This is a genomic window from Chitinophaga sp. 22308, assembly GCF_052045305.1.
Taxonomy (GTDB): Bacteria; Bacteroidota; Bacteroidia; order Chitinophagales; family Chitinophagaceae; genus Chitinophaga; species Chitinophaga varians_A.
The window spans coordinates 604,114-618,728 of the sequence record NZ_JBQEOP010000004.1 but is presented as its reverse complement, the minus strand read 5'-3'; the positions used below and the strand labels follow the sequence as shown (position 1 = coordinate 618,728).

Here is a 14,615-nt window from a genome sequence, read left to right as displayed (position 1 = left end):
TTATGAAATTCCAGATCTCAGGATGGCAGGCCCATGCCCTGCGCCTGCTTTCACTCATGGCATGCTGGCTGTTGTTCATCTGCGTATATTCGTTACCGATATATGCACAGAACAAGACCGTCAGCGTAAAAGGCCGCGTGATATCCCAAACCGGGGAACCGCTGCCCGGCGCCAACATCGTGGTAAAAGGCACTACCCGCGGCGTTACCACCAAAGCAGATGGCACCTTTCAGTTAGATGTGCCTGCAAACGTTTTCATAAAAATTACCTACACCGGATTCATCTCCCGTGAACTGAAAGTGGAAAACACTGACATGAACAACGTCAGCATATCCCTGGCAGTAGATAAAGGTGAACTCAGCGAAGTAGTGGTGGTAGGTTATGGTACGCAAAAACGTTCCGACGTGACCGGCTCCATCACCTCCATCAACGCACAGTCGCTCCGCGACATACCCGCCGCCAATCTGACCTCCATCCTGAAAGGACAAGGCGCCGGCATCGATATCCAGAAGAGCGGCGGCAACAGCAAACCAGGCGCTAAACCCACCATCCTCATTCGTGGCACCCGCTCGCTCAAAGCAGGCAACTCCCCGCTGTTTGTAGTGGATGGCATCCCATACAACGGTGATATCAACGACCTGAACCCCGATGACATCACATCGGTGGATGTGCTCAAAGATGCTTCCTCTACCGCGATATATGGCTCCCGTGGCGCCAACGGCGTGATACTCGTTACCACCAAACGCGGCCGCAGCGGTAAAGCGGTTGTCACTTACAGCGGCTATGCCGGCTTCGTAAAACCCTCCGGCAAATACGATCTCATGAACGCCCAACAGTATGCCGATCTGAAAAAATGGGCCTATTGGAACGGCACACAGGACCCTCCGCTGAAATACAGCGGCCCCGATGACCCGCAGATACTCATCGATGGCTTCGACGCAGAGGAAAGAAGACAACTCGCCAAAGGCAACAGCACCGACTGGCAGGACCTCATCTACAAAACAGGCATCATGACCAACCACCAGATAGGCATCTCCGGTGGCAATGAAAAAACACAGTTCGCCGCCTCTGCCGGCTACTACAAAGAAACAGGCGTATACCCCGGCCAGGCCTTTGAACGCTTCACTGTAAAAGTAAGCGTGGACCATCAGATCAACAGCATCTTTAAAATAGGCGTCAGCTCCCTCAACAACTTCTCCACCACCACCGGCGAAGGCGTCAACCCCATGGGACAGGCACTGAGGGCCAGCCCCATGGCGCCGGCATATGATAGCACCGGCGCTGTGATCAATGACTTCCTCGCCGGCAGCCAGAAACAAATCTGGAACCCCCTGGCCGATTTCCTCCCCGGCGCCACCGTGGAAAAAAGAAAACGCAACGGAACCTTTACCACCGCCTATCTGGACGTGAACATCCTGCCCGGACTGAAATACCGCTTCAATGGCGGCGCGGAAATCAAAAGTGATAACTACGGCAATTTCTACGGCAGCAAAACCACCAATAACCTCGGCAGCCTCAATACCAGCGAAAACAAATACGGCTCCGATGTGAACTATACCCTCGAAAACCTGTTGACCTATGATAAACAGTTCGGTAAACATCACGTAAATTTCACCGGCCTGTATAGCTTGCAGGAATCCCGCGGCCAGTCCAACAATTACAATAACAACACCCTGCTGTCTGATGACCTGCAATACTTCAACTCCACCTATGGCCTCAACCTCGCCGGCAGTGGCTCTGAAAGCAAGTGGGACATCGTTTCCTACATGGGACGCCTCAACTACAGTTTCAAAGACCGTTACCTGCTTACCCTTACCGCCCGTAGCGATGGCAGTTCCCGCCTCGCACCTGGCAATAAGTTCAAAGGATTTCCTTCTGCCGCGGCAGGATGGATCATCAGCAACGAAGACTTTATGCGGGAATCGCGCGTGTTCAGCAACCTGAAAGTCCGCGCCAGCTATGGCCGCACAGGCAATACCGCCATCAATCCCTATCAGACGCTGGGCGCACTGAAAGGCATCAACTATAACTACGGTTCTACCAACGTTACCGGTGTGTTTATCAATACCGCCCCCAACGCGGCTTTACAGTGGGAATACACCACCACGGCCAACTTCGCGGTGGATTTCGGACTGTTCAACAACCGTATCACCGGTAGTGCGGAAATATATTCCGCACAAACCAGCAACCTGCTGCTGCCCCTGCACCTGCCCGGCACTTCCGGCATCCCCGGCGATGTGCTCGTGAACGTCGGTAAAACACAAAACAGGGGCATCGATGTACACGTCGCCACCGTGAACATACAAGGCAAAGGCGCCGGTGACTTCACCTGGACATCAGACCTCAATTTCTTCATCAACAGAGGTAAAATCACAGAACTATACAACGGCATCCAACAGGATATCTCCAATGGCTGGTTTGTTGGTCAGCCTATCGGCGCCATCTACGATTACCAGCGCATCGGTATCTGGCAGAATACCAAACCAGATTCACTCCTGGCACAGCGGTACGGTCAGAAAGTAACCGGCAACTCTTCCGTTATCGGCACTATCCGCGTGAAAGATGTCAACAACGACAGTACCTTCAGTGATGCCGACCGCACCATCGTAGGCTCACCGCAGCCCAAATGGGAAGGCGGTATGACCAACCGCTTCAGCTATAAAGGTTTCGATCTGACGGTGGTGATGTATGCCCGCATCGGCAGCACGCTCAACAGCAAGCTGTATGGCGGCGGCTTTGCCAATACCTTCCAGGGCAACTATAACAACCTGAATGTGCCTTACTGGACCCCTTACAACAGCGAAAACTATTTCCCGAAACCCAACCAGTCCAGAACACAAACCCAATACAACTCCACACTGGGATACTTCGACGGCAGCTATCTGAAAATCAGAACGCTGAGCCTGGGCTACAACGTGCCCGGTTCTTTCGTGCAGAAGCTGAAAGCACGGTCCCTGCGGGTATATGTCACCGCACAGGACCCGTTCATCTTCTTCTCCGAATACCGCAACAAGTACCACGGCGTAGATCCGGAATCTGCCGGCAATATCAATGCAGACACGCCGGCCACCTGGTCTATGCTCTTCGGTATAAACCTTACTTTATAAACCTTCAAAATTGTGTGTGATGAAAAAGATATGGTTCGCTGCCGGTATATTCACCGCCGCTTCTCTCCTGGGAAGTTGCAGCAAAATGTTGAACGAAACACCCCGGTCCGTACTCGTACCGGATTTCTATAAAACGTCACAAGGCGTAAACGCCGCACTGGACGCCTCTTACGCAGGCACCCGCACCATCTGGGGCTGCGAAGATTATTTCTCCATGACCACGCCCGGCACCGATGAATTCAAAAGAGGCAATGACGGCAACCAGAACTTCATGACCTACGACCCGGGCCTGTTGCCCAGCGATGGCAAGTTCAAATCACAATGGAACAACATCTATACATACATCAACACCTGCAATGCAGTCATACAGTATGCGCCCGAAGCAACCGGTATTACTGATGATATCCGCAAAAAAGCTATTGCAGAAGCGAAGTTTCTGCGGGCCAACTATTACTTTGTGCTCGTACAGCTTTGGGGAGATGTGACCCTTACCACTTCCTTCATCTCCGGTCCGGTGACTTCAGCCAACAGAGACCCGCTGGCCAAAGTATACGATGCCATTATCACCGATCTGAAAGAAGCCATTCCAGACCTGGCACCCGGCCCTAAAGGCATCGATGCCGGTCGCGCTAATGCGGCCGCCGCCAAACATGTGCTGGCTAAAGTTTACCTGACACGCGCCGGCAGCAAGGCCGCCAAAGCCACCGACTACCAGGACGCTGCAGCTACTGCTGTTGACCTGCTGACCAACGCGCCGGCATTGGGGCTCAACCTCCTGCCCGATTTCGGCAGCGTGTTCGCAGAAGGCAACGAAGCCAACGCAGAAGTACTGTGGACCGTACAACATACCGCCAGCCTGGCTTACAACGGATCTCCCAACCAGGACAGCCGTACGCCGGACAATATGCTGGTACATCTGTTTGTGCCGCAATACGAGAAAATAGACGGTATGGCGCGTAACATCAAAGACGGCCGTCCCTATATCCGCACCGTGCCTACCAAATGGCTGACAGACACCGTTTTTGCAGACAGGAAAAATGATACGCGCTTTAACAAAAGTTTCCAGACGGTATGGTTCTGTAATAATGCGGGCAGCATTCCGGTATGGCCTAACCCGCTGCCGGCAGGCGCTCCGGCAGGTGCCGCCCCCGGCAAGCCCAAAATGAAACTGGGAGACACCTGTATCTATATGCCACAGGGCAAATTCACCGATGCGCAGATAGCCGCCTCGCCTTACACGTTGATACCGTCCAATAAATACTCCATCAAGATGTCGCCGGCTTTATCCAAATATGTGGATACCAAACGCTCCGATATGAACGCGCCCTCCATCCGCCCGCTGATCGCTTACCGCCTCGCGGAAACCTACCTGATAGCCGCTGAAGCGCTGATGCAGAGCGGCCGTACCGCCGAAGCAGTGCCCTATGTGAACGCTGTCAGGGAAAGAGCTGCATATCCTACCGGTGATAAAACGAAAATGGATATCACTGCAGCAGACCTGAACATCGATTTTATCCTCGATGAACGTTCCCGCGAACTGGCCGGCGAAAACGTGCGCTGGCTGGACCTCGTAAGGACCGGTACCCTGCAGACCCGGCTGCTGAAACACTGCGACGATAATGCCAGGATCAATTTCAAGTCCCCTAAACACTGGCTGCGCCCTATTCCGCAGGACCAGATAGATGCCACTACCACCGGTACTCCTTATCCGCAAAATACCGGCTGGTAACCACGATCAAAGTTGTATTCACAAAAAAAAGGGTTAGTGCTGCGCACTAACCCTTTCCATTATACGAAAAGCTTCTTTTACAATCGCTCCAATCCTCCTACCATACTGAAGGTGATCACTCCCAATACAATCAGGGTAATGACCACGTAGAGATAATCCTTCTCCAGTAAAAAAGCGAAAACGGAAAGTGCAATGCGGACAATAGGCGTGGCAATCAACAGCACAATGCCCAGCTGGATCACGTTCATGCCTTTTCCCTGCATAATGCCCTGCAATATGCCCGGCAGATTGTCCAGCCCCTGCCGCACACCGGCGAAAGTGCCATAGTCGGGCGCTTCATGTCCATGACGGTACAGGTATACCATTCCTCCGAGAAACACGATGATGCTGGACGTAATAACGCCCACCCGGAGCTGTTTACCGATCAGTTGCTGCACGTCCTTATCGGCCCAGAAATGTTTTGAGAATAAACGCTTCATCTGTTACAGTTTTCCGTTGATACCATTGTAAATCATCTGAAGCGCCAAAAAGGTGATCACTACGCCAAAGACTATACGTAACCACTTGGTGTTGACTTTTACCAGCAACCGTGAGCCGCCGAAGGCGCCCAGCAATACGCCCAGTACGACCGGCATACACAAGCCGGGACTGACATAACCGCGTTGCAGGTATACCACCGCACTGGCAGCCGCTGTTACCCCGATCATGAAGTTAGAGGTAGTGGTAGACACCTTAAACGGGATACGCATGATGTTGTCCATCGCCAGCACTTTCAGTGCGCCGGAGCCAATACCCAGCAATCCTGACATCACGCCGGCAAACGTCATCATAAAATAGCCGCCCGGAACATGGCGTACTTTGTAGGAAACCATCTCCCCGCCGGAAGGGTAGGTCCCGTTCAGTTTCAGGTCACGCGCCAGTTTACTGACATCTTCATCCGAAACAGCTTCCGGTTTTTTACGGAAAGACATCAAGGCTGAAAAGATCAGCACGCAGCCAAAGATAACGGCCACCACATTGGTAGGGATAAATACCGCTATCAGGGCGCCCACCACAGCGCCTGTGGTAGTGGCTATTTCCAGGAACATGCCCAGCCGGATGTTGGTAATCCCCTCTTTTACATAAGCAGAAGCAGAACCGGAAGAGGTGGCAATAGACGCGATCAGGGCAGTACCAATCGCATAGCGGATGTCAACGTGGAAACCAAGCGTCAGCAGCGGAATAATGACCACACCGCCCCCCAGCCCGGTAAGTGACCCCAATAGCCCCGCCAGAAAGGCCCCGGCGAGCAGGATCAATGTAAATAATAAAATCGTCATAAGATGGTTGGTTGGTTTAGATCGACAATTACAGGCAATAAAAACAGCCCTTCACGGCCAATGATACAAAAGTAAGCAGAATATGATTCCCACAATCCGTAATCTATAAGTAACTTGCAGCCACATACTTAATTTCTCAATATGATAAAGGTGGGTGAGTATAACCTGTTAAGGGTTAAAAAAGAAGCTGATTTCGGCGTATATCTGGAAGGTGTTGACCAGGAAATACTGCTGCCGTCACGGTTTGTGCCTAAAGGCACCAAAATAGGCGATGAACTGGAAGTATTCCTGTACCACGATTCGGAAAACAGGCTGATCGCCACTACGCAGAAACCCTACGGCATCGCCGGGGATATCGTGAACCTGAAAGCGGTCAGCGTTACCAAACAGGGCGCTTTCCTGGACTGGGGCCTCATGAAAGACCTGTTCGTGCCACAGTCCCAGCAACTGACCCGCATGGTGCCCGGACAGGAATACCTCGTGAGAATATATATCGATGAACTGACCGGCCGCCTTGCCGCGACTGAAAAAATAGACCGTTTCCTCAGCAATGAAAACCTGACAGTAAAGGAGATGGACCCCGTCGACCTGGTGGTGTACCGCCGTACTGATATCGGCTATGTAGTGATCATCAACAACCGGCACACCGGTATCCTGCACCACAACGAACTGTTCCGCAGCGTGGAAGTGGGAGACAAGCTCAAAGGCTTTATCCGCGGCATCCGGGAAGATAAAATCGATGTGGTGCTTGGCCAGGCCGGTTACAAACGCGTGGAAGATGAAGGGGAAAAGATACTCCGCCTGCTACAGGAAAACAACGGTTATCTGCCCTATCATGATAAATCCACCCCTGAAGAAATACAGGAGTTCTTCGGCATGAGCAAAAAAACGTTTAAGATGACGATCGGAAATCTCTATAAACAACGAAAAATCATCTTTACACAAACAGGTATCAAAGAAGCTGATCCTGATCAATAGCAGCTTTCACGACCGGGAAACTGATCAGAAACTGTGTGCCTTCACCCGGACGGCTGTCCACATGTATCGTTCCTTTATGATTAAGAATGATATTCTGGGTAGCCGTCAGCCCAAGGCCGGTACCTTTGGTCTTACTGGTGAAAAACGGCTCAAACATCTTCGCCAGATTTTCCGGCGGGATGCCACTACCGGTATCGCTTATACGAACAAACACCCGGTCAGTTTCATGCCACGTTTCCACTTCCAGTACGCCATCTCCTGCTTTCATCGCTTCCACACCATTGATGATGATGTTCAGCAGCGCAATAATCAGCTTATCTTCATCAGCCATTACTTGCCGATCGGGCTCGCGTAATTTCCTGACAATCTTGATATCATTGAGCTGCAGGCGGTCTGCCGCCAGGTGTATGGTTTTCTCCAGCAACACATTAAGGCCTTGCGGCAACATATTCAGTTCCGACATACGGGTAGATTCCAGCAGCTCTGTCACCAGCTGGTTAATACGGTGACAGTTGCGTTCCATAATATCGAGATACAACAGGGAATCAGCTGTTTCAGGCAACTCAGACGTTTTTAATTCAGATACGGCCAGCAGAATATTAGTCAGCGGATTACGCACCTCGTGGGCAATCAGGCGGGCTATCCTCCCCGTGATCGCAAACTTCTCCTGCTGCTGCTTTTCCTGTTCCTTTCTTTTACGTTCCGTGATATCCTGGATGATGCAGAGGTACAATTGTTTTTTTTCATCAAGCAGTGATGCATTCACTACTACATCGAGCTGCTGCCCCTGATGCGTGCGGAACACAAACTCCTGCCGCACCACGCCATCTTCACTGCACAACTGGTCTACAAACGCCTTGATCTGGCTTTCATTGGCAAACAGCGCCCCCAAATAACTGTTGTACAATGATACCTCTTCATAACGCAACAACCGGATGGCGGCCGGATTAGCGGCTACAATACGATGCTCGCAATCGGCCAGCAGAATGGCGTCGTTGGATTTTTCAAAAATACTGAAGTAGCGTTTTTCGCTTTTTTCGATCGCTTTAAGATGGGTGAATTTATCCAGTGTGTAACGGATAGCGCGTTCCAGTCCCACAGCGGTGATCTCGCTTTTCACGAGATAGTCCGCGGCGCCGGCCTGCATAGCTTCCTTATCGATATGGTAATCTCCTTTACCGGTAAAAAGAATAACCGGGGCTTTATAACCCAGGTTGCGGAAATGATGCAACACATCAATGCCCGTATGCGCCCCCAAACGGTAGTCCACCAGATATAAATCGTGCGACCGGGTTTCGATAATACCCAGTGCTTCGCTGTAGGAAGACACCCACTGCAAAACATATTCGTCGGGCGAAATGTCCTGTAGCAATGCGTTTACCAGGAAAAAATCATCCTCGTCATCATCGATCATTAAAATGTGTTTCTTGCTGTTTATAGCCATAGGTAATGGTATGGTTCCATTTTATTCCTTCATAAATATGTGCCAATATACATCAGGTATCGATATGTGCATCAACATCTTTCAGTACTACGTTTCTGCGGGGCAGAAACCAGGCAGGTACAAGGGTCACCAGCAGGATGATCAGGGAGATGTTAAACCCTTCGCGCAACGCCAGATGATGCGCCCGCATGGAGGTGGCGCCGGCCAGCACATGGTTATTGTAAGTTGTCTGGGTAATAATAGCAAGCACAGCAATACCTATGGCACCGCCCACCTGTTGCATCAGTGTGCTCACGGAAGATGCCATCGTGACTTCAGCAGGCCTCACCGAACTGAGGGTGGCAGCATTCAGCGGGGCCAGCAGCAGGCCCATGCCAAGGCCCCTCACCGTCATGGCTGTAATAACGGACCAGATATCGCTGCCACGGTCCAGTATAGAGAACAGGTACATGGAAACAGCCAGCAGCATTATACCCAACATGGATATTTCACGGGAGCCGTGTTTATCGGACCATTTACCGGCAAATGGCATCAGGGCAGCCATAAAGGCCGAGTTAGGCAATATCAGCAGCCCTGATACGCCTTCTGAAAAACCCATCTGCTCCTGCAACAGAAAAGGCATGAGAAACAAACCACCAAACAAGGCAGCAGCACGCGAAATAGTGACCAGTATACAACTGACAAATGAATAGTTGCTGAACAGCTGCAGATCAATGATCGGCGCCTTCTGCCGGCGGTCCAGCAAAACAAAACATATCAATGCCACCAGCGCCACGCCCAGCGTAATCAGGATTTCGGGAGAACTGATGCCCAGCACCTCGGCACGGGCCACGCCATATTGCAGGCACACCAGGAAAACAGTCAGCAAAGTAAAACCCATCAGATCGAAAGGGAGTTTTAATTTGGGCTGGCTGCGCAGTACGTCCAGGTATTTGAAAGACAGTACCACGGTGATGACACCTATGGGCAGATTGATGTAGAAGATGGAAGGCCATCCGAACTGTTCTGTCAGGATACCACCCAGTGTAGGCCCGATAGCCGGCCCCACCAGGTTGCCCAGGCCCCACCAGCCTAAAACAGCGCCCCGCACCCTCGCCGGAAACACATAGGAGATGATGGCCATGGAGGTAGGCGCCATGGCGCCGCCGCCTAAAGCCTGTACCACACGGCCTACCAGTAATGATGGCAACGTGGTGGACAAAGCACATAACAACGAACCCAAAGTAAAGAGGGAAATAGCGCCGATATAAAGATTGAAAAAACCGATTCTGTTCTTTAACCAGTTGGTGAGCGGCATAAGCACAGAAAAACTCAGCATGTAGACGGTGATCACCCATTCAATTTCGCTCAGCGTACAATTGAATTGTTTACTCATAACGGGCAGGGATATATTGACAATGCTCGAATCTATCCCCGCCATGGTGGTACCCATGATGATCACTATCAGAATACCGGTCCTGTTGACATCTCTCATACGCGGTCTTTCATCATAAAGATAAGCTGAGCTTTGGCCACCAGCGGGTTGAGCGGGTTGCAGTTGATCATCAGCAGATAGGTGGCCAGCTCTGACAGTTGCCAGTCTGTTTCCATTTCACCACCGTCCTTAAAGCAAAATATTTTATGAAAGTTATAGTTGACAGGTATCTGCAGAGAGGCACAGGCATGCATGGCCCTGTCCAACGGTTCCTGTATCATAGCAGGGTCTTTATATCCCAGTTCCTGCATGATCTCGCTGGCGGTATACAGCAGGGGCGGGTTTCTCAGTTGTGAAATTCTCTCAGTGGCAATCACTTCTTCCAGGTAATCAAAAAGTTTAAGCATGACCATTCTCATTTAGTTGTGAAAGTTGCTGAAACAGTTCTTTTTCCTTGTCGGAAAGGTTTTTCGGAATATGCACGACCGCTTTAATGTACAGATCGCCGGCGGCGCCTTTATGGTCATATGCCGGCATGCCTTTGCCTTTTAACCGGAATATCCTGCCGCTGTCTGTGCCGGCGGGGATATTCATGCTCAGAGTAGTGGCGGGGGTAGGCACGGTCAGTTTACCACCCAGGATAGCCGTATACAGGGGCAACGGCACTTCGATATGAATATCCTGTCCCTTGAGTTCGTATTGTGGATGAGCGCTCAGCTGGATAGTGATCAGCAGGTCTCCCGGCTGGCCCCCCTGCCGCCCTGGTGAGCCCTTTCCCTTAAGACGGATCACCTGTCCTTCCTGCAGCCCCGGCTTCAACTTGATATTCAGCCGGCTGCTATTCACTTCCACCTGCCGGGTGGCGCCATTATAGGCATCTTCCAGCGACACCTCCATGGTGGCCTGTACATCGCGGCCACGGCCCGGACCTTGTTGCTGCCGCCGGCCGCCTCCGGAAAACCGGCTGCCAAACAGCTGCTCAAAAAAATCGGAAAAACCACCCTCTCCGCCAAACATGTCTTCCATATTGCCGGAATAGGTGTAACCGCCTTGCCTGCCGCCACCGCCGTACTGCGACCAATCAAAATCTTCCGGACGGCCACCGCGTTGCTCGTAATACTTGTAGTTCTCCCCGAACTGATCGTATTTTTTGCGTTTCTCCTCGTCACTTAAGACTTCATACGCTTCGTTTATTTCCTTGAATTTATCTTCAGCGGCCTTATCTCCCTGGTTCTTGTCAGGATGATATTTCACCGCCAGTTTCCGGTACGCCTTTTTGATCTGTTCCGCCGTTGCTGTCTTCTCTACACCAAGTATCTTGTAGTAATCTTTTACATCCATAAGTATACAACATGTGATGATTGAAACTTGTTCAGGAGTTAAAATGGCCACAAGAAATATACCGGAAAAAAGTGGCATTTTATAGGAAAAAAGCGATTCTTTACGCCGGTCGCATAGCTGCCACGGGAACGGCAATACGACGTTTGTTGCTCAGGCGTCCCAGGGCTGAAGCCCTGGGCTACGATTAGGGATCAGATCGCGTTACGGTATACGTCCATATTGCAGGAACAGCAATATCACGGCACATAATCCACGGTCCATATAAACAGCAACTCAACGTAGCCCAGGGCTACGATCAGGGGCCAGTTCGTATTGTAGCATGCTTTCCTCTTGCAGGGAAGGGCCTACCGCCGTACACACCCAATTACCGCTGCAATGATAAACTCAACGTAGCCCAGGGCTTTAGCCCTGGGACAACAAATTCAGTTTAAGTTCATCAATAATATATTGCAGCGCCTTCTGCGCTTTCACGCTATTCCCCGATTTGTCCAGCGGCGGCGCAAACACCGCAATGGCCATCTTACCCGGCGCTACGGCGATAATACCGCCGCCCACGCCGCTTTTGGCAGGCAGACCGGTATGATACACCCATGAACCGGTATTGTCATACAGGCCTTCTGTGATCATCGTGGCCAATATCCGTGGGCACAAAACCGCGTCGATCACTTTCTCACGGCTGACCGGGTTAACGCCGTTGTTGGCCAGGGTGCCGGCCATAATGGCCAGGTCACGGGTACTGGAGCCATAAGAACATGCACGGGTGTATAAGTCCACCGATTCACTGACATCGCCATAAAAGCGGCCATAGGAATACAGCAGCCAGGCAATAGCCCTGTTATGCAGGTTGGTAGCGGTTTCAGAGGCATATAACTGTTGGATGACCGACAACCGCCGGGAGGCAAACTTTGCCATCATATCGTCTATCATGGCCCATTTGGCGGCACTGTTTGGCGCCCGGATAAAGCTGTTGGTGGCCATCGCGCCGGCGTTCACGAGCGGATTCACTGCCCGATGCGGGTCCAGCTCTACGGCCATCACCGAGTTAAAGGGCATACCGGTGGCGTTGACCCCGATACTGTCTTCCACGGCTTTGGCGCCCCGCTGCTGCATGGCCAGCGCCAGCACAAACACTTTGGAAATGGATTCTATCCCGAACTCATATTTGGTATCACCCAACTCCAGCACCTTCCCGTCGGCCATGCAAATAGCAATCCCAAACAGCTCAGGATCTATATTCGCCAGATAAGGAATGTAGCTGGCATTGGCACCGCCACTACTGCTCTTAAACTGGTTATAAGCCTGCTGCATCACTTCGCGGATACGCTTTTCCGTAGACGAGATTTTTTTCTGCGCATCGCTGTGGCCCCAATAAAACATTAGGCCCGCCAGCAAAAACAGAGATCTTTTTGTGATGGAATATTTCAGGATTTCTTGTAAAGGCATGATAAAGGATTTTGGTTTGGCAGTACCGATATCAGCCCGGACAGCTGATCTGCGCAGCTATCAGAACACCCTGAAGCGAATAAAGTTCAAACAGGACGGTTATTTCTGGGAGATAACCAACAAGAATTGGGGGGGAGATGATATCACGTTGCATCATCCACCGGCCCATTTTCAAATAAAACGAGCCTCAACGTCACCCAGGGCTTCAGCCCTGGGACTGGGAAGCGCCATCCAAAATAGCATACGCTTCCAATAACGCCTGCACTTCCATGACCATGCGGGCCAGCGCATTTACTTCTACGGGCGTTAACAACATCATCACATGGTCTGCGGGCAAAGGCAGACAAACACTTTTCTCATGTTCCTGATAAAGCGGGTCAATATTATCGGAAAGGCGGACCACCATATCAGCGAAACAAAAAAACTCTTCCGGGGCCAGGTTAACAACGCTGGTGCCAAAGGCCATCTGAATACCTTTGCAATGGGGGCAACGGATCACATATCCATGGCTGCTATGATATAAAGTCTGATAATTACACATAAGCTATTTTGCGGTTAGTGCCTCCAGCAGCCGGAGAACCGGCCGCTGTCAGGACTTATTCATCACTCTTTACTGAAATGAGGTTACAAACAACAGACACCTTTCTTTATAATGTATATAGCAAATACGCCGAAGCATTTTAGTAAATCAAAAATACATCGGACCATACAACTGATATTGACGGATCAGGAAAACGATTTACGCAAAAAGGAAAGTTTCCTTAACATTCTTTTAGCACCTATCCAAAAAAGCGCCCGCTGTAAACACAGCGGGCGCAGGGGTTTCATAGGGTGCAACAATATCAGTTTATTGATGAGCAAACCTACATCATAAAAAAACAATGCCTTTATCGGATCAGGAAAAATTATAATGATCTAAAAAAATAGTTCGCAATGCAACCTATTATCACTTTCCGGTGCAGCATGTTATCAGTGATACATCTTATTCCGTACTGAACACCAGTCTTTGGGAATTAATACCGGCAACGATGCCATAACCGTTATGCACATTGGTGTATACCGCGAACGGTTCTGTAATCAGTACGCCGCCGTTCCGGGTCTGCATATCTACTGTCCTGAAATATTTAAAACCGCTACAGGTAAGCGAGCTGACTTCTACCATCAGACGGGGGGCGTTAATGGGTTGTTCTGTTTCCAGCACGAAGTTGACCGTCTTGCCGTCAAAGCGTGTATCATCCATGACCAGGCTGGAATAGTGCGTATTGGCGATCACGTCAATCAGGTTATTGTTAAAGGCAGGGTCCAGCCGGAAATTGCGTGTAGTGTCCGGCAGATTGTCCGGGCCATACGTAAATACGCGCAGCCGGTAATAGTCTGCGGCGCCAGGCCGGTCCTTTAGCGTGAAGACGATCCGCGTGCTGCCGCGCCGCGCCGTACCGTCAGACACCACCGGGGCGGGAGGAACCGTGTCCTGCGCAGTGACAGGTGTCAGTCCTGCAGCGGACACGTTTATCGTATATTTGTTACCGTTAGTTATCTTTTCTTTGGACACAAAATAAGTACGTCCTTTAATGCTTTGTTGCTGCAGTGCGCTCATAGCAATGCCGTTCTGCAGCAGGGTGACCTGTGCGTTGCCAATTTCCGTAAAACCGCTTTCGTCGTACACGTTGGCCGGCACGCTGCGGGTAATACGGACATAAGCCACGCTGTCCGGCTGCAGCAGACTGTTAATCACAATCTTGTCGCCTTCATATTTCAGCTGGATATTCACCCGCTCTTCACAGGCGCTCAGCAATGTCATGAACAGTACACCATATACGAAAAAAGATCTCATGCCTTG

12 protein-coding genes are annotated in these 14,615 nt (G+C 51.0%); 3 read left to right on the top strand and 9 right to left on the bottom strand.

The features are described 5' to 3' along the window. Positions 1-2: 2 nt before the first annotated feature. Positions 3-3,107: a SusC/RagA family TonB-linked outer membrane protein gene (locus tag ACTJJS_RS18615; protein ID WP_440664806.1), complete on the top strand. Its 3,105-nt coding sequence runs from the start codon at positions 3-5 to the stop codon at positions 3,105-3,107. Positions 3,108-3,126: 19 nt separating this feature from the next. Next, on the top strand, positions 3,127-4,836 hold the full coding sequence (locus ACTJJS_RS18610) for a RagB/SusD family nutrient uptake outer membrane protein (RefSeq protein ID WP_440664805.1): 1,710 nt from the start codon (positions 3,127-3,129) through the stop codon (positions 4,834-4,836). Positions 4,837-4,913: 77 nt separating this feature from the next. Here ACTJJS_RS18610 and ACTJJS_RS18605 read toward each other — a convergent pair whose 3' ends face one another. Together ACTJJS_RS18605 and ACTJJS_RS18600 are read right to left on the bottom strand one after the other, a co-directional pair. Further along, positions 4,914-5,315, bottom strand: coding sequence for a DUF1634 domain-containing protein (locus tag ACTJJS_RS18605; protein ID WP_168870191.1), 402 nt, complete (start codon positions 5,313-5,315; stop codon positions 4,914-4,916). A 3-nt stretch (positions 5,316-5,318) separates the two neighbouring features. Beyond that, positions 5,319-6,155: a sulfite exporter TauE/SafE family protein gene (locus ACTJJS_RS18600; RefSeq protein WP_168870192.1), complete on the bottom strand. Its 837-nt coding sequence runs from the start codon at positions 6,153-6,155 to the stop codon at positions 5,319-5,321. A 141-nt stretch (positions 6,156-6,296) separates the two neighbouring features. Between ACTJJS_RS18600 and ACTJJS_RS18595 the strand changes: the two genes are divergently transcribed. Then, positions 6,297-7,133: a CvfB family protein gene (locus ACTJJS_RS18595; RefSeq protein ID WP_168870193.1), complete on the top strand. Its 837-nt coding sequence runs from the start codon at positions 6,297-6,299 to the stop codon at positions 7,131-7,133. Here ACTJJS_RS18595 and ACTJJS_RS18590 read toward each other — a convergent pair. The 7 genes from ACTJJS_RS18590 to ACTJJS_RS18560 all read right to left on the bottom strand — a co-directional run bounded on the left by ACTJJS_RS18590 (position 7,108) and on the right by ACTJJS_RS18560 (position 14,609). Continuing rightward, complete coding sequence (locus ACTJJS_RS18590) at positions 7,108-8,577, bottom strand: ATP-binding protein (RefSeq protein WP_440664804.1); 1,470 nt, start codon at positions 8,575-8,577, stop codon at positions 7,108-7,110. The two genes, ACTJJS_RS18595 and ACTJJS_RS18590, sit on opposite strands and share 26 nt — an antisense overlap. Before the next feature lie 52 nt (positions 8,578-8,629). Further along, positions 8,630-10,051 (bottom strand): DHA2 family efflux MFS transporter permease subunit, encoded by a 1,422-nt coding sequence (locus tag ACTJJS_RS18585; protein ID WP_440664803.1) that lies wholly within the window; start codon positions 10,049-10,051, stop codon positions 8,630-8,632. After that, positions 10,048-10,398, bottom strand: a complete 351-nt coding sequence (locus tag ACTJJS_RS18580) for a hypothetical protein (protein ID WP_168870196.1) — start codon at positions 10,396-10,398, stop codon at positions 10,048-10,050. The genes ACTJJS_RS18585 and ACTJJS_RS18580 overlap by 4 nt, the downstream gene beginning before the upstream one ends. Next, positions 10,391-11,332, bottom strand: coding sequence for a DnaJ C-terminal domain-containing protein (locus ACTJJS_RS18575; RefSeq protein ID WP_440664802.1), 942 nt, complete (start codon positions 11,330-11,332; stop codon positions 10,391-10,393). The genes ACTJJS_RS18580 and ACTJJS_RS18575 overlap by 8 nt, the downstream gene beginning before the upstream one ends. 402 nt (positions 11,333-11,734) lie before the next feature. Further along, entirely contained in the window at positions 11,735-12,775 is a 1,041-nt protein-coding gene (gene glsA / locus ACTJJS_RS18570; RefSeq protein ID WP_440664801.1) for a glutaminase A, read from the bottom strand. Between the two features lie 205 nt (positions 12,776-12,980). After that, positions 12,981-13,316 carry a DUF6686 family protein gene (locus ACTJJS_RS18565; RefSeq protein WP_440664800.1) on the bottom strand — a complete coding sequence of 112 codons (336 nt, stop codon included), beginning with the start codon at positions 13,314-13,316 and terminating at the stop codon, positions 12,981-12,983. A gap of 441 nt (positions 13,317-13,757) precedes the next feature. Beyond that, the gene (locus tag ACTJJS_RS18560; protein ID WP_440664799.1) at positions 13,758-14,609 is read right to left on the bottom strand and encodes a DUF4249 domain-containing protein; all 852 of its coding nucleotides are present in this window, start codon (positions 14,607-14,609) and stop codon (positions 13,758-13,760) included. Between the last annotated feature and the right edge of the window lie 6 nt (positions 14,610-14,615).

Excerpts from the sequence above, each read along its gene's own strand:
- ACTJJS_RS18615 (WP_440664806.1), top strand. The coding sequence starts at position 3 with ATGAAATTCCAGATCTCAGGATGGCAGGCCCATGCCCTGCGCCTGCTT.
- ACTJJS_RS18610 (WP_440664805.1), top strand. The coding sequence starts at position 3,127 with ATGAAAAAGATATGGTTCGCTGCCGGTATATTCACCGCCGCTTCTCTC.
- ACTJJS_RS18605 (WP_168870191.1), bottom strand. The coding sequence starts at position 5,315 with ATGAAGCGTTTATTCTCAAAACATTTCTGGGCCGATAAGGACGTGCAG.
- ACTJJS_RS18600 (WP_168870192.1), bottom strand. The coding sequence starts at position 6,155 with ATGACGATTTTATTATTTACATTGATCCTGCTCGCCGGGGCCTTTCTG.
- ACTJJS_RS18595 (WP_168870193.1), top strand. The coding sequence starts at position 6,297 with ATGATAAAGGTGGGTGAGTATAACCTGTTAAGGGTTAAAAAAGAAGCT.
- ACTJJS_RS18590 (WP_440664804.1), bottom strand. The coding sequence starts at position 8,577 with ATGGCTATAAACAGCAAGAAACACATTTTAATGATCGATGATGACGAG.
- ACTJJS_RS18585 (WP_440664803.1), bottom strand. The coding sequence starts at position 10,051 with ATGAGAGATGTCAACAGGACCGGTATTCTGATAGTGATCATCATGGGT.
- ACTJJS_RS18580 (WP_168870196.1), bottom strand. The coding sequence starts at position 10,398 with ATGCTTAAACTTTTTGATTACCTGGAAGAAGTGATTGCCACTGAGAGA.
- ACTJJS_RS18575 (WP_440664802.1), bottom strand. The coding sequence starts at position 11,332 with ATGGATGTAAAAGATTACTACAAGATACTTGGTGTAGAGAAGACAGCA.
- glsA (WP_440664801.1), bottom strand. The coding sequence starts at position 12,775 with ATGCCTTTACAAGAAATCCTGAAATATTCCATCACAAAAAGATCTCTG.
- ACTJJS_RS18565 (WP_440664800.1), bottom strand. The coding sequence starts at position 13,316 with ATGTGTAATTATCAGACTTTATATCATAGCAGCCATGGATATGTGATC.
- ACTJJS_RS18560 (WP_440664799.1), bottom strand. The coding sequence starts at position 14,609 with ATGAGATCTTTTTTCGTATATGGTGTACTGTTCATGACATTGCTGAGC.